We start from the raw sequence: 18,712 nt of genomic DNA, 5'->3' as shown, positions 1-18,712 counted from the left end.
GGGTATCCGTTCAGGCCTCAAGGGAAAGACGAGGGCGATCCGACTCTAGCTCGACCCGTCAAACGGTCAGCAATTCCACCGATCCGACCCTCGCCGCTGAGGGGGGGCGGCTACCCTCTCTCAGCGTTCCTTTCTGACCCATTCGGCAGCGAAAGTCATAAGACAAGCAATTCCAGGAAAAGTGTGAAACGGTTTTCCCGGGAAAAGCGCGTAGCGTTTTCCCTAGGGAATTGCATCAGAATAAGGGGAGAGGGGCATGGAATTCATCACCACGCGCGACGAGTTGAGGACGATCTACAAGACGCCTCGGCTGACCGACGGCTCGATCCGCAAGGAATTGAAGACATTGGACGGCCACTGCCGTTCATTCATCGGCAAGAGCCCGTTCGTGCTGATCGGCTCGTCCGACGGCGCCGGCAATGCCGATGTGACGCCCAAGGGCGACAGGCCGGGTTTTGTGGCAGTGCTCGACGAGAAGACCATCGCCATCCCCGACCGGCCGGGCAACAACCGGCTCGACACGCTGGAGAACATCCTTCTCAATCCCTCGGTCGGGCTGCTCTTCCTCATTCCCGGCATGAACGAGACGCTGCGTGTCAACGGCGATGCCCGCATCACCGTCGATGCGGCGTTACGCGAGCGGCTGGCGGTCGACGGCAAGGCGCCGCAAAGCGTCGTCGTGGTGACGGTCAAGGCCGCCTATATGCATTGCGCCAAGGCCTTCATGCGCTCCGAACTGTGGAAGCCGGAGAGCTGGTACGACCGCGCGACGCTGCCGACGCTCGGCCAGATCCTGCGCGACCAGCTGGCGCTCGCCGATTCGGCCGAGGCGACCGACCGCTGGCTGGATGAGGAATACAGGGAGACCATGTGGTAGCGTGCCCGGCAACGAATCGCCCAAGCCGGTCTCCATTCCTTTGCTGAACATCCTCGCCATCTCCGGCAGCCTGCGCGCCGCCTCGATCAATTCGGCCCTGGTCGCGGCACTCGCGCAAAACGCGCCGCCGGACTGTCACGTCTCCGTCTACGATGGACTTGGCCGGCTGCCGATCTTCAACCCCGACGACGAAGGCGAGCGGACGCCGCCGCAAGCAGCAGTGCTGATCGATGCGGTCACCGCCGCTGACGGCGTCATCGTCTCCTGCCCGGAATATGCTCACGGTGTGCCAGGCGGCCTGAAGAACGCGCTTGACTGGCTGGTGTCGCGCGATGCCGCCGTTGGCAAGCCAGCCATGCTGGTGCATGCCTCGCCGCGCTCGCTGTTTGCCCGCGCCGCACTGATCGAGATCATGCGGACAATGTCTTTTGCGCTCCATGAGGAAGCAGCGCTCGAAATAGCGCTGCTCGGCAAGAAGCCGCCGGAGGTGGAGGATATCTTATCGCAGCCGGAAAACCGGCTGACGATGCGCGATGCCCTATCCGCCTTCGCGGAGTTCATCCGCTCGCGGTGAACGCCGGACCGTGCTTTCGCCATCCCAGGGTCTCCGCGACGGAGTTTCGCTCCTGCTCCGCCCCCGGGATGACGACGCTAGGAGCTGCGGCCAATCTGTGCCGGGAACTATCCCTTGCTCCTCCGCGTCTCGACGTCGGTCTCGCCGACGAACCAGTCGCGTGCAGCGACCTCCTCGAAAACCACCCAGACATCGTTGTTGGTCAGGCCGGTGACGCCGGTGATGGCCGCTGTCACTTGGGCGGCGATCGCGGCCTTTTTGCCGGCCGGGTCGTCGGCAATCACCTCCTTGACCAGGCGGATATTCACGAATGGCATGGTTCCCTCCCTTGCATATGCTTGGCAGCCGCTCAGTAGGTTTTGGCGCCGTTGACCATGAGCCGGACCATGTAGAGCGATGTGGTGCCGGCGATGTAGAGGCAGTTCAGCTTGTTGCCGCCGAACACGCAATTAGCAACGACTTCCGGTACCTTGACCTTGCCGATCAGCGTCCCGTCTGGATCGTAGCAATGGACCCCGTCGGCGGTGCTGGTCCAGATGCGGCCGTCCGCATCCAGCCTGAAACCGTCGAACAGGCCGGCGGTGCAGTCGGCAAAGACCTTTTCGCCTGAGACCGTCTTGCCGCCCTGGCCGACATTGAACACCCGGATGTGCGCCGGATTTTGCGCACCATGCGTGCGGCCGGTATCCGCGACATAGAGTTGGCGCTCGTCGAGCGAGAAGGCGAGCCCGTTGGGCCTGACCATGTCGGTGATCACCGCCTCGGTCTCGCCGGTGCCGGGATCGACCCGGTAGACATGGCAGGCGCCGATTTCGCTTTCGGCCTTGTCGCCCTCGTAATCGGTATCGATGCCGTAGCTCGGATCGGTGAACCAGATCGAGCCATCGGACTTGACCACCGCGTCATTGGGCGAGTTCAGCCGCTTGCCGCGCCATTTGTCGGTGATGGTGATGACCGAGCCGTCATGCTCGGTGCGGCTGACGCGGCGGCCGGAATGCTCGCAAGTAACCAGCCGGCCTTGCCGGTCGACGGTGTTGCCGTTGGAATTGCCGGACGGCTGACGGAATACGCTGACGCAGCCGTCGGTCTCGTCGTACCGCAGCATGCGATTGTTCGGGATGTCGGACCAGACCACATAGCGCCCGGCCGCGAACCAGGCCGGTCCTTCCGCCCATCGGCAGCCGGTAAACAGCCTGTCGACCTGTGCATTGCCGTTGAACAGCCGCGAAAAGCGCGGATCGAGAACTTCGTAGAATTCGCTGGCCATGGTTCCTCCCGGTAGCGGTCGCTTGGCAAGGCGCGATCAAGCCAGCCCACGATCGATATGGCAAGATCGATGATGCGTCAGAGGCATTATGGAATGCGAATGCTGGCCCGGACGGCAGGTCACATCCCGTTAACCGGCTATGCGCCCAGCGCAATGGTGCATTGCAACATCTTATTTTTGCAATGCACCATAACTATGTCATGCTCCGTATTGATCAAGGGAGGAACAACTGGCCGCGAAACGCGGCGCAAAAAGGAAACTCGCTATGGTCATCGACAGCCTCATGAGCCGCGCTCGCGCCAGCATCGCCAAGCGCCGGCATTACAACCGCCTCGTCGCCGAAATCGACAGCTTCAGCAGCCGCGACCTCGCCGACATGCGCGCCGACCGCTCAGAAATGCTCTACCAGGTCCACAAGCAGATCTACGGCTGAGTGAATGGGATCGGGCTTAGCCCACCCATTCGATCCAGCGGCCGTGGTAATCGCAATGGGCCAGGCGGTGCGTCTCGCCGCCCGGCCATAAAGTCAGGCTGAGTACCGCCCAATTGTTTGTGGGATCGCGCGGCTCCATCCTCAGCCTTGCGATAGGCGCAGCGGCCGTGGCCTGTCTGCCCGCCTGCTCCAGGGCGACGATGATCGCATCCTTGGTCGCCCGCGGCAGGTATTGCCACATGATCGAATGATAGAGCACAAAAGCGCCACCCTCCTGCCGCGCGGCCAGCGCCTTCCCGACAAAATCCGCCGCGTCCGCTTTGACAAGTGGCGGTCGAAACTTTTCGGCAAGTGACAGCGCAGCGTCGAGCCGGGCCAGCCGCGTAGCCTGATCGGCCCAGACGTAAGACCGAAGCCGTAACCGTGTGGCTGCGTCGGCGACATCTACCGGCGCGATGTCACAGCCGGCGCGGTGGCGGACGTCGATCGCTCCACCAAGCGGAACAGCGAGTCCGCGCACCTCCGGCGCCAACCGAACGGTGGAGGTCCGGTCGCCCCACTCGGCATCGCCGTAGCGGTAGTGAAAGCTGTCGAACAGGAGATTGAGCCCAGCGCTGGCGCCAATCTCGCACAAGTCCAGCGGCAGGCCGGTTTCCCGCGCGACCGTCAGAAATCCAGGCAGCAGCATCGCCGACCGGGCGATTTCATTGGTCTGCGGCGCACCGGCGAGGCCGGCGACGATCCGCTCGTCGGATCGCGCAATTGCCTCCGGCAGCACCGCCGCGATCTCGGATTCGCTTGTCTGGTTGGGCGGATAGATCAGTGCCAATCGCTCATTGGCACCCGTCAGGACCAACCCATGCAGCGCGCCGCAAAGCCGCAATGCGAGGGCGTCGGCGCGCGCGTCGCCCGGCCAACCGAGCACCGCCTGCCCGGTCCTGGTGTTTGCGTCGAGAACCTTAGCGAGCGCACGGCATAAATTCGCGGTGAAAGGCGAGCCAAGTCCATCGCAGGCTTTCGCCTGTGCCAGAAAATGATCGCGGATGTCTCGTTCGTCCATCGCGTTTCAGGTGTCTCAGCCCGGAGCCGCGAGCGCCTTCTCGATTTCGGGTAACAGCAGCGTCCGCGCCGAGTCCGGCGTCAGCGGCCCGACATGCTTATAGGCGATCTTGCCATCCTTGCCGATGACGAAGGTTTCCGGCACGCCGTAGACACCCCAGTCGATCGCCGTGCGTCCGGCTTGGTCGACGCCGATCGCCTGGAATGGATTGCCGAGATCGCCAAGGAACCGACGGGCGTTTTCCGGCTGGTCCTTGTAGTTCAGCGCCGCCATGACGAAGCGTCTGTCCTGCGACAGCGCCAGCAGCACCGGATGCTCTTCGCGGCACGGCGCGCACCAGGACGCGAAGACGTTGACCAGCGTCACCTTGCCGGCGAACTGTTTTGAATCGAGGCCCGGCAAATTGGTGCCTTCGAGCGCCGGCAGGTTGGTCTGCGGCGCCGGCAGGCCGATCAGCGCTGACGGCACTTCCGACACGTCGCGCCCGGACAAAAGCTGCGCCAGGAACAATCCCGCCAGCCCGAGAAAGACCACCAGCGGCAGCAGCACGATCAGGCGGCGGCGCGCCGGTGTTTGGGTTTCCGTGCTCATGATTTTACTGCCTTATCGGAGCGCCGGCGCACGCCGGATGCCTCCAGCTCGGCAAGCTCTCGCTTGCGGCCGCGCTGGTCGAGCAGAATCCAGCCGATCAGCCCACCCAGCACCACGGCCGTGATCGCATAGGCGGCGGTGACATAAAGGGCGTGAACGCTCATTTTCCCGATCCAAGGCTTCTCACGGCGGAATTCATAGCCTCACCGGCTGTTTGTCGCAATGAACGGGTCTGCGGCAGATTTGCGGTTATCGCAAGCCGAAGGTCACTGCGAACGCAAAACACCTGATATGTTTTTGATACGCATGTATTGGCACGTCAGAGACAGCCTGACAGCCCCTTCGCAGGTAAGCAGGATTCTACCGGCGTCATCCCACATCCTGATTGCACTCCAGCCATGGCTCCGGAACTTGCGAAGGCTAATCGATTCGACCTCGATGAACTCAAGCCCGAAAGACACGGCATTGAACGCCGCCCATTTGGCGGGGGGCCGGTAGGGGAGGACGGTCGAGATGAAGGAAAGGTACATGCTAGGCCCTTCACGATTGATTTCGGCCTTGGTTACCTCGACGGAAGACAGGTCCGGATAGTTGCCGTAGATTGTCTGGAGAAAGATCGGGTTCTCTATGCGCAGCGGCCACATCAATCCGTTCCGTGCCGAAGCGCCAGCGCCGCCGCCACCGGCCCGAGCACGGCAAGGAACAGGGTCAGCGCGGCGAGAATGAGGAAGGGCTGCAGAAAAGGATCGGGGTTCGCCACCGCGCCATAGCTTGCTGATACGCCGAAGATCAGCACGGGAATGGTTAGCGGCAGCACCAGCACCGAGATCAGCAGGCCCCCGCGCGGCAGCGCCACCGCCACCGCGGCACCGGCGGCACCGATGAAGGTGATCGCCGGCGTACCGACCAGAAGCGTCAGCGCCGTCGCACCGATGCCGATGGGCTCCATGTTCATGAACAGGCCGAGCAAGGGAGCGGCGATGACCAGCGGCAGCACGCTTCCCGCCCAATGCGCCAGGCATTTCGTCAGAACGGTCAAGGCCAGCATGTGCCGGTCGTTGCCAAGCACCAGAAGATCGAGCGAGCCGTCCTCGCGGTCGGCCTGGAACAGCCGGTCGAGGCCGAGCAAGCAGGCCAGCAATGCGGCGATCCACAGGATCGCCGGGCCGATGCGGGCCAGCAGCTTCAGCTCGGGACCGACGCCGAAGGGGATGGTCGCGATAACGGCGAGAAAGAAAATCACGCCGGTAAGCGCCCCGCCGCCGGCGCGGATACTCAGGCGGATGTCGCGCAGGAAGAGGGCTAGCATGATGTGAGATGCTTTCGCCCGTGAAGGAATGCCAACATCAGCCGGTCATCCTCAATTCCTTTCCCTCGATCCCCAGCGGCAAATGCGTCGCCGCAACCACGATCCCCCCACTCTCGAGGTGTTTCCCCATCAATTCGCCGAATCTCTCCTCCGAAGCCTTGTCCAGTCCTGCCGTCGGCTCATCGAGCAGCCACAATGGCCGGTGGCTTACCAGCAGTTTTGCAATCGCCGCGCGGCGACGTTGCCCGGTCGAGAGATAGCCGAAAGGCAGATGGCCGATGCCGCCCAGCCCGACGGTTTCCAGCGCCTCTTCAACACCCGCGGAACCGGCGCCCGAAAAATCGCGCCAGAAGCACAGGTTTTCCGTAACGCTCAGCGCCGTCTTCATCGCGTTGAGGTGGCCGAGATAGTGACACGCCGAGGCGGCCGACAGAAAGTCTTCGCCACCACCTTCGAGCCGCACACGGCCTGCCGCCACCGGCAACAGTCCGGCGACGATCCTGAGCAGCGTCGATTTGCCGGCGCCGTTCGGCCCGGTGACGACCAGCGCCTGGCCATCCCCCAGCGCGAATTCGATGCCGGAAAATACCGTCTCGCCGCCGCGTTCGCCGCCCAGATTTTCGGCGATCAGCCGCATCCGTCCCCCTTCGCCGAAAGTTCAGGCGCGGCTTCGGTGCGCCGCACCAAAAATGGCGATTCCGTGTCTAGAACTATTCCAGAAAATTCTCTATATCCGCATCATCCGTGCCAGCGGTCGGCACGGGAACCGAATTTGCGCCGAACCAGCGCGCGTGCCGCCTTGAACGGCCCGGACGCTTGGGAACGGATAGCGGAAATGGCCGTACCCGCACCTTTGCGCGTGATTTGCATGCCCACTGGGGTCCGTTCCCTTCCGGCAACCGACAGTTAGGGATCGCACGTGTCCAAATCACTCGACAGCTTCAATTGCCGCCGCACGCTGACCGCCAGCGGCACCGAGTACGTTTACTATGACCTTGTCGAGGCCGAAAAGAACGGCCTCACCGGTATTGCCCAATTGCCCTATTCGATGAAGGTGCTGCTGGAGAATCTGCTGCGCAACGAGGACGGCCGTTCCGTCACCAAGGAGAGCATACAGGCGGTCGCCGGCTGGCTGACTGACCGGGGCACCGCCGGCGTCGAGATCGCCTATCGCCCGGCACGCGTGCTGATGCAGGATTTCACCGGCGTTCCAGCCGTGGTCGACCTTGCCGCCATGCGCGACGCCATGGCCTCGCTCGGCGGCGACCCACAAAAGATCAATCCGCTGGTGCCGGTCGATCTGGTCATCGACCATTCGGTCATCGTCGACGAATTCGGCACGCCACTGGCTTTCGCCCGCAATGTCGAGCTTGAATATGAGCGCAACGAGGAACGCTACAAGTTCCTGAAATGGGGCCAGCAGGCGTTCCGCAATTTCCGCGTCGTGCCGCCCGGCACCGGCATCTGCCATCAGGTCAATCTCGAATATCTCGGTCAGGTCGTGTGGACCAACAGCGAAGACGGCGAGACCACCGCCTATCCCGACACCTGCGTCGGCACCGATTCACATACCACGATGATCAACGGCCTCGGCGTTCTCGGCTGGGGCGTCGGCGGCATCGAGGCGGAGGCCGCGATGCTTGGCCAGCCGGTCTCCATGCTGCTGCCTGAAGTCATCGGCTTCCGGCTCACCGGCAGGCTGAGAGAAGGCGTCACCGCCACCGACCTGGTGCTCACCGTCACCCAGATGCTGCGCAAGAAGGGCGTCGTCGGCAAGTTCGTCGAATTCTTCGGGCCGGGCCTGTCCAACATGACGCTGGCCGACCGCGCCACCATCGGCAACATGGCGCCGGAATATGGCGCCACCTGCGGCTTCTTCCCGGTCGACAGCGAAACGATCCGCTATCTGACCATGTCCGGTCGCGACGAAAGCCGCATCGCCCTGGTCGAGGCTTATTCGAAGGCGCAAGGCTTGTGGCGCGACGCCGGCTCGGCCGATCCGGTCTTCACCGACCTGCTGGAGCTCGATCTCGGCAGTGTCGTCCCGTCGATGGCCGGGCCGAAGCGGCCGGAAGGCCGGGTCGCACTTGAAGACATTCCGGCCGGCTTCGCCAAGGCCATGGAGTCCGAATACAGGAAGGCCGCCGAAATCGACAAGCGCTATGCCGTCGACGGCACGAACTACGATCTTGGCCATGGCGATGTGGTCATCGCCGCCATCACCTCCTGCACCAACACCTCGAACCCGAGCGTGCTGATCGGCGCCGGGCTGTTGGCGCGCAATGCCAACCGGCTCGGCCTCAAGCAGAAGCCGTGGGTCAAGACCTCATTGGCGCCGGGCAGTCAGGTCGTCGCCGAATATCTCGAGAAATCCGGCCTGCAGAAGGAGCTCGACCAGATCGGCTTCAACCTGGTCGGCTTCGGCTGCACCACCTGCATCGGCAATTCCGGCCCGTTGCCGGCGCCGATCTCCAAGACCATCAACGATAAGGGCCTGATTGCTGCAGCAGTCTTGTCCGGCAACCGCAATTTCGAAGGCCGCGTCTCGCCCGACGTGCAGGCGAACTATCTCGCCTCGCCGCCACTGGTCGTCGCCCACGCGCTGGCCGGGACCGTGACCAAGGATCTGACCACCGAACCGCTCGGCGAGGATCGCAACGGCAATCCGGTCTATCTCAAGGATATCTGGCCGAGTTCGGTCGAGATCCAGGAATTCATCGAGAAGAACGTCACGCGCGAATTGTTCGCCCGCAAATATGCCGACGTCTTCAAGGGCGACGAGTACTGGCAGAACGTCAAGGCGCCAGAAGGCCAGACCTATGCCTGGGACGACAATTCCACCTATGTGCAAAACCCGCCCTATTTCGCCGGCATGACGTCGGGCTTCGGCAAGATCGGCGATATCAAGGGCGCGCGCGTGCTCGGTCTGTTCGGCGACAAGATCACCACCGACCACATTTCGCCGGCCGGTTCGATCAAGGCGGCCTCGCCGGCCGGCAAGTACCTCACCGACCACGGCGTCGGCGTCGCCGATTTCAACCAGTACGGCACGCGCCGCGGCAATCATGAGGTGATGATGCGCGGCACCTTCGCCAACATCCGCATCCGCAACCACATGCTGGGCGAGAACGGCCGCGAGGGCGGCTACACCATCCATTACCCGTCGAAAGAAGAGGAATCGATCTACGACGCCGCCATGCGATACAAGAAGGAAGGCGTGCCGCTGGTCATCTTCGCCGGCGTCGAATATGGCAACGGCTCGTCGCGTGACTGGGCGGCCAAGGGCACCAATTTGCTGGGCGTCCGCGCGGTCATCGCCCAGTCCTTCGAGCGCATCCACCGCTCCAACCTTGTCGGCATGGGCGTGATCCCCTTCGTCTTCGAGGAAGGCACCTCATGGGCCTCGCTCAACCTCAAGGGCGACGAACTGGTCGAGATCGACGGACTGGGCAACATCAAGCCTCGGCAGAAGATGATCGCCAGGATCACCTACGGCGACGGCAGCGTCAAAGAGGTTCCGATCATCTGCCGCATCGATACGCTGGACGAGCTCGACTACTTCAAGAATGGCGGCATCCTGCAATACGTGCTGCGCGATCTGGCCGCTTAAGGGAGTAGGGCAATAAGGCAGTAGGGCAGTAGGGTGAAGCAAGGAGAAGCGACTTATTCCCCTACTGCCCTACTGCCCTACTGCCCTACTGCCCTACTGCCCTACTGCCCTAATTCCCGGCTTTCCGAACCGCGCTGTCGCCGCCAGCAGCACGCCGAGCATCAGCCCGTTGAATATGTGCCACAGGAAATGCGTGCCGAGCGGAAAGCCGCCGCAGACCAGCGGATCGATCATCCGGCAGATGACCGACACGACGAAGATCGCCGAGCCCGCCAGATTGTACCAGCCGGCACGGTTGCCGCTGGCCGCCACCATGGCCCCGAAGAAGGCGAGCGCCAGGAAGGGCGGCAGATAGCCGGTCGTCCCGTTCGACGCCTGGCGCAGCCAGTCGGGCACGGCAAAGGTCACCAGCCCGGCGACGGCATAGAAGGCGACGAAAATGGCGATCGCCTTGCCCCATTTCATGCCGAGAAAACGCCGCAGGTTGAACAGCGTGTAGGCCAGCGTGAACCCGGCGATCGGCAGCACGTCGGCCCAGACCGTGCCACGGTTGGCAAAGGTGTGGAACAGCGACGAGCCGACGCCGATCGCCACCACCCACCAGGCCAGCACTTCGGCGAAGGTGCCGGTGCCGCGCTTGCGCACCTGCCAGACACCCCATAGCCCGGCGGCAAAAAAAGCCAGATTGCTCAGCGCATTTAGCGGTTCGGCCCAGAATTCCGGCCCCGTCCGTTCGCAATAGAGGTCGACCGGCGCCAGGAGAGATTGCCACATGCTGATTGCCGCCCGAATCGCTTCCATCGTAAAGTGCAAGTCCACCTATTGCGCCCTTGCCAGCGGTTGCAACGGCAAAATTTCACCGCAACGTGACTTCCCGTTGACTGCCGCTTCTGCCACATATTTCGACAACCAGAACAAAGCCGGCGTCACCGGCGGGATCGGAACGGCTATGCCATCTCGAAGACCATTGCGGCTTGCGGCCCTTGCGCTGGCCCTCTCGGCGTTTGCCGGCAGGGCCCTTGCCGAGCCAACCGACAAGCCATTAGGCGTCGTCGAGCTCTTCACCAGCCAGGGATGCAACTCCTGTCCGCCGGCAGATGAATTCTTCGCCGAGCTCGCCGCCAAAGAGGACATCGTCGCGCTCGCCTATCATGTCGATTATTGGGATTACCTCGGCTGGCAGGACACGCTGAGCCGCAAGGAAAATACCGAGCGGCAATACGAGTATATGCGCGCCTTCGGCAGTCGTTCCGTCTACACCCCGCAAGCCGTCATAAACGGCCGCAGCCATGTCAACGGCGCCAGCCGCAAGGAAGTCGACGGCGCGCTGGCCCGCATGGAGAGGGTCGGCGAAGGCATGCGCGTCGGCATCAAGGTCAGCCGGACCAGCGATCGCGTCATGATCGATGCCGGCGACGCTGTGACCGGCCCAACCGACGCGCATGTCGTCATCGTCTATTTCAATCCGCCGCAGACGATAAAGATCGGCAAGGGCGAAAACAGCGGCCGCAGCATGACCTACTGGAACGCCGTCTCCAGCATCCAGACCGCCGGCATGTGGCACGGCAAGGCGCAGCGCTACGAACTGCCGATGAGCGAGATCGCCAAGAAGGGCGGCTGCGCCGTGCTGCTGCAGTCGGTCGGCAAGGACGGCATGCCCGGGCCGATCCTGGGCGCAGCCTTTATCCGCAAGCCTTAGATAGGGCGCCCCCCGTTCTCCCCTTGTTGTGGGAGAAGGGATAACCGCGCTCAAGCCTCCGACGACAGCCTATCTGGATGGATCGCATCGCCACGGCTAATAAAAAACCGGCGTCAGCTTGCTTCTGACGCCGGTCATTTAGGTTTTGGGATCGTCGCACCCGATCTTTCCAAGGAAAAACCGAGGTTGGTTCGATCCGACGCAGACCCGTGGGCGGGGGGCTTGGGGTTTACGAGCCGGTGCCGGACCGAACCGTCTCAGGCAACGCCGGTAAATTCGTCGGACATTGGGGCATGAGCACGGATAAAAAAGGGCAGGATTGTGGCAAAGCATCACCAATTTCAACAGGCGTTTCGCAAACGTGACTGGACGCTGGAGAAACCGCGCGGTGCTGCCGTTGCCCGGCCGGGCCTTGCAATTCGGCAACGAAAGCGCCAACTTTGGTCGGCGTACGATTCATTGCGAGGATCCAGGCATGACTGATCGCAGCAGCGGGACGGAGGATGGGGACGCATCCGCAATATTGATCCCGCTGCATGAGGCAAGACGCGAACGCCTCGACCAGCCGGTGCGGTTCGACCGGCGCGAACTGGACCAGATCCTCAGGCTCTACGGCCGTATGGTTGCCGCCAATGAGTGGCGCGACTATGCCATCGACCATCTCGCCGACCGCGCCGTTTTTTCCGTCTTCCGCCGCACCAGCGAAGTGCCGCTTTTCCAGATCGTCAAGGATCCGAAGCTGGCGCGCCGGCAAGGCGCGTTCGCCGTCATCGCCGCCGGCGGGCGCATCCTCAAGCGCGGCCAGGAACTCGGCCGGGTGCTTGGCGTGTTCGACCGAACACTGAAGCTGGTCGAGGCGTAACCCTTTATTTTTGCAGGCGGAACTTGCGCTCGGGCAGCGATTGCGGATCAGGCGGGATGGACGCCCCGCCGTTGATCGGCAGCTGCATGAAAACCGTGTCCAGCCAGCGTCCGTGCTTATAGCCTGAGCCTTCCAGGCGGCCGGAATGACGAAAGCCGAGCTTCTCGTGCAACCTTACCGAGGCGCTGTCGGGCCGGCCGTCGCCGATCACCGCGATGATCTGGCGAAAACCCGCCGCCTTGGCCGCTTCGATCAGCCCTTGCATCAAGAGCAGCCCGACGCCTTGCCCTTTGGCCTCGGGCGCGACATAGACGGAATCCTCGACGACGAAGCGGTAGGCCGGGCGCGGCCGGAACGCCCCGGCATAGGCATAGCCGAGCACGGCGCCGGCCTTTTCCGCAACGAGATAGGGAAAGCCGCCCGCCATCAGAGTGTCGAAGCGCGTGCCCATCTCGGCGCGGCTCGGCGGTTCGAGTTCGTAGCTCGCCGTGCCGTTTATCACCGCGTCGGCATAGATTTCCGTGATCTGGTCAAGGTCGGCCAATGTCGCGGCGCGTATCGTGATGCTGCTCATAATTTAGGCACGTCGTTCATCTGCCCTATATCACAGCAAAAGCCGGGACAAAAGAAAAGGGCGGCCATTGGGCCGCCCTTTCCAAACTCGCTGGTCCAGGAAAACCGTACTTAGCGACGGTCGCCCATGAACTGCAGCAGAAACATAAACAGGTTGATGAAGTCGAGATAGAGCCTCAATGCGCCCATGATCGCCTTGCGGCCGGCGACATCGGTCTCGTCGCCCTCGAAGTACATCTCCTTGATGTTCTGCGTGTCGTAGGCGGTGAGGCCAGCGAAGATCAGCACGCCGATCGCCGAAACGGCGAAGGAAAGCGCCGACGACTGCAGGAAGATGTTGATCACCATCGCGATGATCAGGCCGACCAGGCCCATGACCAGGAATGACCCGAACGCCGAGAGATCGCGCTTGGTCGTGTAGCCGTAGAGCGACAGCCCGCCAAAGGCGGCGGCGGTGGCGAAGAAGGTCTGCGAGATGCTGGCGGTGGTGTAGACCAGGAAGATCGACGACAGCGACAGGCCGACGAGGCCGGCGTAGACCCAGAATGTCGTCTGCGCGGCCGAAACGCTCATCGACTGGACGCGGAACGACAGGAACATCACCGCTGCCAGCGGGGCGAAGATCACCAGCCATTTCAGCGGCGAGCCGAAGATCGCGTAGCCGAACGAGGTCAGCATCTCGCCGCTTGGCAACGTCGCGACCGCCGAGGCGGGATCGCTGGTAGTGGCCAGCATGATTGTGCCGACCGCGGCAAGGCCGGTGATGAGGAGGCCAAGCCCCATCAGATTGTAGACCTTGATCATGTAGGCCCGCAGGCCCTGGTCGATGGCAGCATCGACGCCGGCGCCGGGCACGGCGCGCGTCTGATAATTGCGAACGGGATCAGCCATGGAAATCCTCATATTGCTTCTGCCCCGTCCGGTGTCAGGTCCTTTTGAACCCAGGCGCCGCTGGCGGGGCTCCAGCATGCCTGCGCCGAAATATGATGGTTCTTGGCGTAAAGGACAAGACCGTAACCAAGCGTAATGCTCCGTGAAGTGCCGGAGATACGGTTTTATTGGCCTTCCCGCCCGGAACATTACCGAGATTTAATCGAAACCGGCTCTGGCTCAAAGATTCCGCAGCACCGGCGCCGCCTTGTGGCCCAGCACCCGCCACGTGCCGGCAAGGCCGATGCCGACCGTGACCACCAGCGAAAAGCCGATGGTCGCCACCGCCACCTCGGGCATGAAGTGCGATGGCAGCGTCATGATGCGCGCGACGACGAACCATGCCGCCACAGCGCCCGCCGCCAGCGCGAAGATCGCGGTAGCAAGGCCGATCAGCATGTATTCCAGCGAAAACGCGGCGATCAGCGTTTTTCTGGTCGCACCCAGGGTCTTCAGCACCACCGCGTCGTGAATGCGAGCCCGGTTGCCGGCGGCGAGCGCCCCGGCCAGCACCAGCACCGAGGCGATCAACGCCACCCCCGCTGCTGCCCTGATTGCTGTGCCGAGCTGCGCCACCAGCCGGTTGACGATTTCGAGCGCGTCCTTGACCCTGACCGTCGTCACCGCGGGAAAGGCACGCGTGACGGCGTTGAGAAGATGCGCATCGTCGGCTGCCGACGCATTCGTCTCGGTCAGCGTCGCCAACCAGCCATGCGGCGCACCGGCGAACGTGTTGGGCGAGAACACCATGACGAAATTGATGCCTATGGTTTCCCATTCGACCTGGCGGAAATTGGCGATCTTGGCCGTGATGTTGCGGCCGAGCACGTTGACGGTGATGGTGTCGCCGAGCTTCAGCCCGATCTCTTTGCCTTCCTCGGCGGAAAACGAGACCAGCGGCTCGCCGGCATAGTTCTCCGGCCACCAGCTGCCCTCGGTCAGCGTCGCATTCTCCGGCAGCTTTGCGTCATAGGTCAGGCCACGGTCGCCGCGCAGTACCCAGGCGCCTTCGGCCGGAACCTTGACCTTGTCGACATTGACGCCGTTGAGCGCCATCACCCGGCCGCGCAACATCGGCACCTTGATCAGCCTGCCTTGCGGTGCCTCTTTGCCGACCAGCGCGGAGAAGGCATCGACGTCACTGCTCTGGATATCGACGAAGAAGAAGTTCGGTGCCCTTTCCGGCAGGCTGCCCGAGATCTGCCGCCTGAGATTGCCGTCGATCAGCGCCAGCGTCACCAGCAGCGTCAGCCCGAGTCCCAACGACAGCACCACGGACGGCGTCAAGGCGCCAGGCCGATGGATGTTGCCGATGGCGAGCCTGAGCGCGGTCGAGCGCACGCGCGGGCTTTTCTTCGCCGCCCACTGCACCAGCGAGCCGACCACACGCAGCACCAGGAACGAAAAGATCGTGGCGCCAACGAAGATCGAGGCAATACGGCGGTCGCCGGAAAACAGGATCGCCAGTACCGCGAGCAGCAGCGCGATGCCCAATGCCGCGGCGATATAGAGCGGGCGGGGAAAACCGCGGCCCTCGAAACCCATTTCGCGAAACAGCGCCGTTGCCGGCACGTCGCGGGCGCGGCCGAGCGGCAGCAAGGCGAAAGCCAGCGTCACCAGCAGCCCGAACAGCGCTGCCATGCCGAGGGCGCCGGGATAGAACCCACCTTCCGCCGGCACTGGAATGACCGATTGGAGTGCGGCGCTGGCCGCGAACGGCATCAGCGCGCCAAGCACAAGGCCTAGCGTGATGCCGAGGGCGGCGATCATCAGGATCTGCACCAGATAGACGGCAAAGACGAAGCCGCCCGAAGCCCCCAGGCTCTTGAAGGTGGCGATGACGCCGCGCTTGCCGTCGAGATAGGCACGCACGGCATTGGCCACGCCGACGCCGCCGACCACCAGCGCCGTCAACCCAACCAGAGTCAGGAATTGCGAAAACCGTTCGATATTCGAGGACAGCGCCGGTGCTGCGTTGCTGCGGGTGCGGATCGACCAGCCGGCCTGCGGGAACTCTTTTGCCGCCTGCTCCTGGATCGCCTTGATCAGTGCCTCAGTGGTGCCGCCAGGCAGGCGGACCTTATAGGCGTTCTCGACCAGGCTGCCCGGCTGGATCAGGCCGGAAGCGGCAAGCCCGTCGGTCGACACCATCAGCCGCGGCGCAAAACCGAAGCCATCCGACACTGCATCCGGCTCGTTGACCAGCCTGGCACGCAGCTCGAACGTCGCGCCGCCGAGCTTCAGCCGGTCACCGATGCCAAGGTTCAGCCGCTCGAACAAGAGGTCCGGCGCGGCGGCGCCGAAGACCCCGGATTTTTCGCCGAACAGATCTTCTCGCGACAGCACCGGCTCGGTCTCCAGCGCGCCGTAGAGCGGATAGGCGCCGTCGACCGCCTTGGCCTCGACCAGCGCCTGGTCGGAGCCGTCCTCGAGCCTCGCCATCGAGCGCATATTGGCACTGTGCGAAACCGTGCCAAGCCGGTCGAGGAAGCTGCGTTCGGCTCTGGTCGGATCGCGTTGGTTGAGCTGGAAGCGGAGATCACCGCCGAGCAGCGTCTGGCCCTGGTCGGCAACACCGGCGGAAATAGCCTGCGCCACCGAATTGACGCCGCCGATCGCAGCGACGCCGAGCGCGATGCAGGCAAGGAAGATCAGGAAGCCGGACAGCCCGCCACGCATTTCTCGCAGCGAAAACCGAAAGGCGAGCCTCAGCGTGCGCGCCAGCGGCATCATGCGGTCATCCTGCCAGCCCTGGTGGCCGGCTTAGGCGCGTCTTCGATCAGCCCCGACCGCATCGACACCTGGCGCGAGCAGCGCGCCGCGAGTAGTGGGTCATGCGTGACCAGCACCAGCGTCATGCCGCGTTCGGCCGCCTTGGCAAACAGCAGGTCGGCGACGTGCCGCCCCGTTGCCTGGTCGAGATTGCCGGTCGGCTCGTCGGCTATCAGGATGCGCGGCGACGGCGCCAGCGCCCGGGCGATCGCCACGCGCTGCTGCTCGCCGCCAGACAATTCGCCGGGGTAATGGGTGACGCGATCGCTCAAGCCCACCGCCGCCAACTCGCGCGCCGCTACGCCGAATGGATCGACATGGCCGGCAAGCTCCAGCGGGACCGCAACGTTTTCCAGCGCCGTCATATTGGGGATGAGATGGAAAGACTGGAACACGATGCCGATGTTTCGTCCCCGAAACGATGCGATCTGATCTTCGCTTTTGCCGTTGAGCAGCTCGCCGGCAATTCGGACCGTGCCCGAATCGACCCTTTCAAGCCCGGCCAAAACCATCAGCAATGTCGACTTTCCCGAACCTGAAGGTCCAACGATGCCTGTCGCTTCGCCGCCCGCCACATCGAGGCCGACGCCCTTCAGCACATGGACCGAGGATGCACCTTCGCCGAGCGTCAGCGATACGTCTTTCAGCGAAATGACGGCTTCTTCCAAAATCAAATCGTCCTATATGGGGGATGAAGGCTAGTGCATCCGATGCTCGACAAAGACGAAAACCTGCCTTCGCCAACAGATGTTCCTGGTCATATGGGGCCTGCCGCATGGCTTTCAAACACACCTTTGCCGCAGCCTTCGCCCTTTTCCTCGCCATTTGCGGCGCCATTTCGTCGGCGCGCGCCGAACCGTTCACCATTGTCGGTTTCGGCGACAGCCTGATGGCGGGTTATGGCCTCGGGCCAGGTCAGGGCTTCACCGAGAAGCTGCAGGCGGCGCTGCGCGCCAAGGGCTACGATGTCACGGTCGCCAACGCCGGCGTCTCCGGCGATACGACGAGCGGCGGCCTGTCGCGGCTCGACTGGTCGGTGCCGGACGGCACGCAACTCGTCATCCTGGAGCTCGGCGCCAACGACATGCTGCGCGGCGTTTCGCCCGCCATAGCGGAAAAGAACCTGGACGCCATGCTGGCAAAACTGAAGCAGCGCAAGATCGCCGTTTTGCTGGCCGGAATGCGCGCGGCGCCCAATCTCGGCGCCGACTACCAGAACGCCTTCGACGCGACCTTTCCGCGACTGGCTGAAAAATATGGCGTGCCGCTCTATCCTTTCTTTCTCGAGGGCATCGCCGGTCAATCCGTCCTGCAACTCGAGGACGGCCTTCATCCAAACGCCCGAGGCGTCGACCGTATCGTCGAGGGTATCCTGCCCAGTGTGGAGAAGACCATTGAAGCGGTCCGGGGCAATTCCTGAAGGCGAGGGTTCGCCGTCGCAACACCTTCCGCAGGGGAAGCTTTTAGGCAGGCCTGCGACCAACAAACCGCTTGCCCCGTTTGGATATCGATGATTCGCTAGGGGCAAGAGTTCGATTCGAGGACAGGAGGCTTCCCATGCCGCGTCTTTTTACCGCCCTCGAAATACCGCGTGATGCCGCTCTTTCGCTGTCCCTGCTCAGGGGCGGCCTGCCCGGAGCCCGCTGGATCGACGTCGAAAACTATCATCTGACGCTGCGCTTCATCGGCGATGTCGAGGGCCATGTCGCCGACGACATCGCCAACGCGCTCGACCGTGTTCACCGCGCCTCCTTCCCGCTGACGCTGTCCGGCGTCGGCGCCTTCGGCCAGAAGAAGCCGCATGCGGTGTGGGCCGGGGTCGCGGCTTCGCCCGATCTTTCCGCATTGCAGGCCGAGATCGAGCGCATCTGCCAGCGGCTCGGCATCCCGGCCGACCCGCGCAAGTTCATGCCGCATGTGACGCTGGCCCGCCTGCGCAACTCGAGCCCGCTCGACGTTGCCCAGTACCTGTCGGCGCGCGGCAATTTTTCGACGCTGCCGTTCCGGGTCGGCCGCTTCGTGCTGATGTCGTCGCGCGATTCGGTCGGCGGCGGCCCTTACGTCGTCGAGGAGGCCTGGCCGCTTTCAGGTGCTGACAACCGCGTCGCCAGCCGTTTGGTCGGCGCCGCCGACGCTTCGCGGATCATGCGGTAGA

21 protein-coding genes are annotated in these 18,712 nt (G+C 63.4%); 8 read left to right on the top strand and 13 right to left on the bottom strand.

What is annotated here, in order from left to right; genetic code table 11:
• Nucleotides 1–256 precede the first annotated feature (256 nt).
• The gene (locus NKH30_RS28360) at nucleotides 257–877 is read left to right on the top strand and encodes a pyridoxamine 5'-phosphate oxidase family protein (protein WP_352491642.1); all 621 of its coding nucleotides are present in this window, start codon (nucleotides 257–259) and stop codon (nucleotides 875–877) included.
• A gap of 40 nt (nucleotides 878–917) precedes the next feature.
• On the top strand, nucleotides 918–1,451 hold the full coding sequence (locus tag NKH30_RS28355) for an NADPH-dependent FMN reductase (RefSeq protein WP_352491736.1): 534 nt from the start codon (nucleotides 918–920) through the stop codon (nucleotides 1,449–1,451).
• Between the two features lie 107 nt (nucleotides 1,452–1,558).
• On the opposite strand, the gene NKH30_RS28350 is transcribed toward NKH30_RS28355, so the two are convergent.
• Both NKH30_RS28350 and NKH30_RS28345 read right to left on the bottom strand, forming a co-directional pair.
• Nucleotides 1,559–1,768, bottom strand: a complete 210-nt coding sequence (locus tag NKH30_RS28350; RefSeq protein WP_352491643.1) for a tautomerase family protein — start codon at nucleotides 1,766–1,768, stop codon at nucleotides 1,559–1,561.
• A gap of 32 nt (nucleotides 1,769–1,800) precedes the next feature.
• Complete coding sequence (locus NKH30_RS28345; RefSeq protein ID WP_352491644.1) at nucleotides 1,801–2,718, bottom strand: SMP-30/gluconolactonase/LRE family protein; 918 nt, start codon at nucleotides 2,716–2,718, stop codon at nucleotides 1,801–1,803.
• 265 nt (nucleotides 2,719–2,983) lie between these two features.
• Here NKH30_RS28345 and NKH30_RS28340 point away from each other — a divergent pair, with 265 nt between their 5' ends.
• Nucleotides 2,984–3,151, top strand: coding sequence for a hypothetical protein (locus NKH30_RS28340; protein WP_352491645.1), 168 nt, complete (start codon nucleotides 2,984–2,986; stop codon nucleotides 3,149–3,151).
• Between the two features lie 16 nt (nucleotides 3,152–3,167).
• On the opposite strand, the gene NKH30_RS28335 is transcribed toward NKH30_RS28340, so the two are convergent.
• The 6 genes from NKH30_RS28335 to ccmA all read right to left on the bottom strand — a co-directional run bounded on the left by NKH30_RS28335 (nucleotide 3,168) and on the right by ccmA (nucleotide 6,748).
• A complete protein-coding gene (locus NKH30_RS28335; RefSeq protein ID WP_352491646.1) occupies nucleotides 3,168–4,211 on the bottom strand; it encodes a DUF2332 domain-containing protein in 1,044 nt (347 codons plus the stop codon).
• A gap of 15 nt (nucleotides 4,212–4,226) precedes the next feature.
• Complete coding sequence (locus NKH30_RS28330; protein ID WP_352491647.1) at nucleotides 4,227–4,802, bottom strand: DsbE family thiol:disulfide interchange protein; 576 nt, start codon at nucleotides 4,800–4,802, stop codon at nucleotides 4,227–4,229.
• On the bottom strand, nucleotides 4,799–4,966 hold the full coding sequence (gene ccmD / locus NKH30_RS28325; protein WP_352456348.1) for a heme exporter protein CcmD: 168 nt from the start codon (nucleotides 4,964–4,966) through the stop codon (nucleotides 4,799–4,801). The genes NKH30_RS28330 and ccmD overlap by 4 nt, the downstream gene beginning before the upstream one ends.
• A gap of 102 nt (nucleotides 4,967–5,068) precedes the next feature.
• Nucleotides 5,069–5,446 (bottom strand): Imm50 family immunity protein, encoded by a 378-nt coding sequence (locus NKH30_RS28320; protein ID WP_352491648.1) that lies wholly within the window; start codon nucleotides 5,444–5,446, stop codon nucleotides 5,069–5,071.
• Nucleotides 5,446–6,111: a heme exporter protein CcmB gene (gene ccmB, locus NKH30_RS28315; protein WP_352470824.1), complete on the bottom strand. Its 666-nt coding sequence runs from the start codon at nucleotides 6,109–6,111 to the stop codon at nucleotides 5,446–5,448. The genes NKH30_RS28320 and ccmB overlap by 1 nt, the downstream gene beginning before the upstream one ends.
• A 37-nt stretch (nucleotides 6,112–6,148) precedes the next feature.
• Nucleotides 6,149–6,748 (bottom strand): heme ABC exporter ATP-binding protein CcmA, encoded by a 600-nt coding sequence (gene ccmA, locus NKH30_RS28310; protein ID WP_352997594.1) that lies wholly within the window; start codon nucleotides 6,746–6,748, stop codon nucleotides 6,149–6,151.
• 282 nt (nucleotides 6,749–7,030) lie between these two features.
• Here ccmA and acnA point away from each other — a divergent pair, with 282 nt between their 5' ends.
• Nucleotides 7,031–9,721 (top strand): aconitate hydratase AcnA, encoded by a 2,691-nt coding sequence (acnA, locus tag NKH30_RS28305; RefSeq protein ID WP_352770290.1) that lies wholly within the window; start codon nucleotides 7,031–7,033, stop codon nucleotides 9,719–9,721.
• A gap of 93 nt (nucleotides 9,722–9,814) precedes the next feature.
• On the opposite strand, the gene NKH30_RS28300 is transcribed toward acnA, so the two are convergent.
• Nucleotides 9,815–10,495 carry a ceramidase domain-containing protein gene (locus tag NKH30_RS28300; protein ID WP_352470827.1) on the bottom strand — a complete coding sequence of 227 codons (681 nt, stop codon included), beginning with the start codon at nucleotides 10,493–10,495 and terminating at the stop codon, nucleotides 9,815–9,817.
• A 175-nt stretch (nucleotides 10,496–10,670) separates the two neighbouring features.
• Between NKH30_RS28300 and NKH30_RS28295 the strand changes: the two genes are divergently transcribed.
• Both NKH30_RS28295 and NKH30_RS28290 read left to right on the top strand, forming a co-directional pair.
• Nucleotides 10,671–11,420: a DUF1223 domain-containing protein gene (locus NKH30_RS28295; protein ID WP_352470828.1), complete on the top strand. Its 750-nt coding sequence runs from the start codon at nucleotides 10,671–10,673 to the stop codon at nucleotides 11,418–11,420.
• Nucleotides 11,421–11,895: 475 nt separating this feature from the next.
• The gene (locus tag NKH30_RS28290) at nucleotides 11,896–12,282 is read left to right on the top strand and encodes a DUF2794 domain-containing protein (protein WP_031212724.1); all 387 of its coding nucleotides are present in this window, start codon (nucleotides 11,896–11,898) and stop codon (nucleotides 12,280–12,282) included.
• A gap of 4 nt (nucleotides 12,283–12,286) precedes the next feature.
• On the opposite strand, the gene NKH30_RS28285 is transcribed toward NKH30_RS28290, so the two are convergent.
• From NKH30_RS28285 to NKH30_RS28270, 4 genes are all read right to left on the bottom strand, one after another.
• Complete coding sequence (locus NKH30_RS28285; RefSeq protein ID WP_352470829.1) at nucleotides 12,287–12,856, bottom strand: GNAT family N-acetyltransferase; 570 nt, start codon at nucleotides 12,854–12,856, stop codon at nucleotides 12,287–12,289.
• 110 nt (nucleotides 12,857–12,966) lie between these two features.
• Nucleotides 12,967–13,746 (bottom strand): Bax inhibitor-1/YccA family protein, encoded by a 780-nt coding sequence (locus tag NKH30_RS28280; protein WP_254817871.1) that lies wholly within the window; start codon nucleotides 13,744–13,746, stop codon nucleotides 12,967–12,969.
• Nucleotides 13,747–13,965: 219 nt separating this feature from the next.
• Nucleotides 13,966–16,515, bottom strand: coding sequence for an ABC transporter permease (locus NKH30_RS28275; RefSeq protein ID WP_352997595.1), 2,550 nt, complete (start codon nucleotides 16,513–16,515; stop codon nucleotides 13,966–13,968).
• Nucleotides 16,515–17,225: an ABC transporter ATP-binding protein gene (locus NKH30_RS28270; RefSeq protein ID WP_352770294.1), complete on the bottom strand. Its 711-nt coding sequence runs from the start codon at nucleotides 17,223–17,225 to the stop codon at nucleotides 16,515–16,517. Before NKH30_RS28270 ends, NKH30_RS28275 begins: the two co-directional genes overlap by 1 nt.
• A gap of 107 nt (nucleotides 17,226–17,332) precedes the next feature.
• On the opposite strand from NKH30_RS28270, the gene NKH30_RS28265 reads away from it, so the two are divergent.
• Nucleotides 17,333–17,977: an arylesterase gene (locus NKH30_RS28265; RefSeq protein ID WP_352450197.1), complete on the top strand. Its 645-nt coding sequence runs from the start codon at nucleotides 17,333–17,335 to the stop codon at nucleotides 17,975–17,977.
• A gap of 137 nt (nucleotides 17,978–18,114) precedes the next feature.
• Entirely contained in the window at nucleotides 18,115–18,711 is a 597-nt protein-coding gene (thpR, locus tag NKH30_RS28260) for an RNA 2',3'-cyclic phosphodiesterase (RefSeq protein ID WP_352770297.1), read from the top strand.
• Nucleotide 18,712 lies beyond the last annotated feature (1 nt).

This window comes from Mesorhizobium sp. M1273, from assembly GCF_040318195.1.
Lineage (GTDB): Bacteria > Pseudomonadota > Alphaproteobacteria > Rhizobiales > Rhizobiaceae > Mesorhizobium.
This window is presented reverse-complemented; position numbering and strand designations above follow the sequence as displayed.

Excerpts from the sequence above, each read along its gene's own strand:
- NKH30_RS28360 (WP_352491642.1), top strand. The coding sequence starts at position 257 with ATGGAATTCATCACCACGCGCGACGAGTTGAGGACGATCTACAAGACG.
- NKH30_RS28350 (WP_352491643.1), bottom strand. The coding sequence starts at position 1,768 with ATGCCATTCGTGAATATCCGCCTGGTCAAGGAGGTGATTGCCGACGAC.
- NKH30_RS28345 (WP_352491644.1), bottom strand. The coding sequence starts at position 2,718 with ATGGCCAGCGAATTCTACGAAGTTCTCGATCCGCGCTTTTCGCGGCTG.
- NKH30_RS28340 (WP_352491645.1), top strand. The coding sequence starts at position 2,984 with ATGGTCATCGACAGCCTCATGAGCCGCGCTCGCGCCAGCATCGCCAAG.
- NKH30_RS28335 (WP_352491646.1), bottom strand. The coding sequence starts at position 4,211 with ATGGACGAACGAGACATCCGCGATCATTTTCTGGCACAGGCGAAAGCC.
- NKH30_RS28330 (WP_352491647.1), bottom strand. The coding sequence starts at position 4,802 with ATGAGCACGGAAACCCAAACACCGGCGCGCCGCCGCCTGATCGTGCTG.
- ccmD (WP_352456348.1), bottom strand. The coding sequence starts at position 4,966 with ATGAGCGTTCACGCCCTTTATGTCACCGCCGCCTATGCGATCACGGCC.
- NKH30_RS28320 (WP_352491648.1), bottom strand. The coding sequence starts at position 5,446 with ATGTGGCCGCTGCGCATAGAGAACCCGATCTTTCTCCAGACAATCTAC.
- ccmB (WP_352470824.1), bottom strand. The coding sequence starts at position 6,111 with ATGCTAGCCCTCTTCCTGCGCGACATCCGCCTGAGTATCCGCGCCGGC.
- ccmA (WP_352997594.1), bottom strand. The coding sequence starts at position 6,748 with ATGCGGCTGATCGCCGAAAATCTGGGCGGCGAACGCGGCGGCGAGACG.
- NKH30_RS28300 (WP_352470827.1), bottom strand. The coding sequence starts at position 10,495 with ATGTGGCAATCTCTCCTGGCGCCGGTCGACCTCTATTGCGAACGGACG.
- NKH30_RS28295 (WP_352470828.1), top strand. The coding sequence starts at position 10,671 with ATGCCATCTCGAAGACCATTGCGGCTTGCGGCCCTTGCGCTGGCCCTC.
- NKH30_RS28290 (WP_031212724.1), top strand. The coding sequence starts at position 11,896 with ATGACTGATCGCAGCAGCGGGACGGAGGATGGGGACGCATCCGCAATA.
- NKH30_RS28285 (WP_352470829.1), bottom strand. The coding sequence starts at position 12,856 with ATGAGCAGCATCACGATACGCGCCGCGACATTGGCCGACCTTGACCAG.
- NKH30_RS28280 (WP_254817871.1), bottom strand. The coding sequence starts at position 13,746 with ATGGCTGATCCCGTTCGCAATTATCAGACGCGCGCCGTGCCCGGCGCC.
- NKH30_RS28275 (WP_352997595.1), bottom strand. The coding sequence starts at position 16,515 with ATGCCGCTGGCGCGCACGCTGAGGCTCGCCTTTCGGTTTTCGCTGCGA.
- NKH30_RS28265 (WP_352450197.1), top strand. The coding sequence starts at position 17,333 with ATGGCTTTCAAACACACCTTTGCCGCAGCCTTCGCCCTTTTCCTCGCC.
- thpR (WP_352770297.1), top strand. The coding sequence starts at position 18,115 with ATGCCGCGTCTTTTTACCGCCCTCGAAATACCGCGTGATGCCGCTCTT.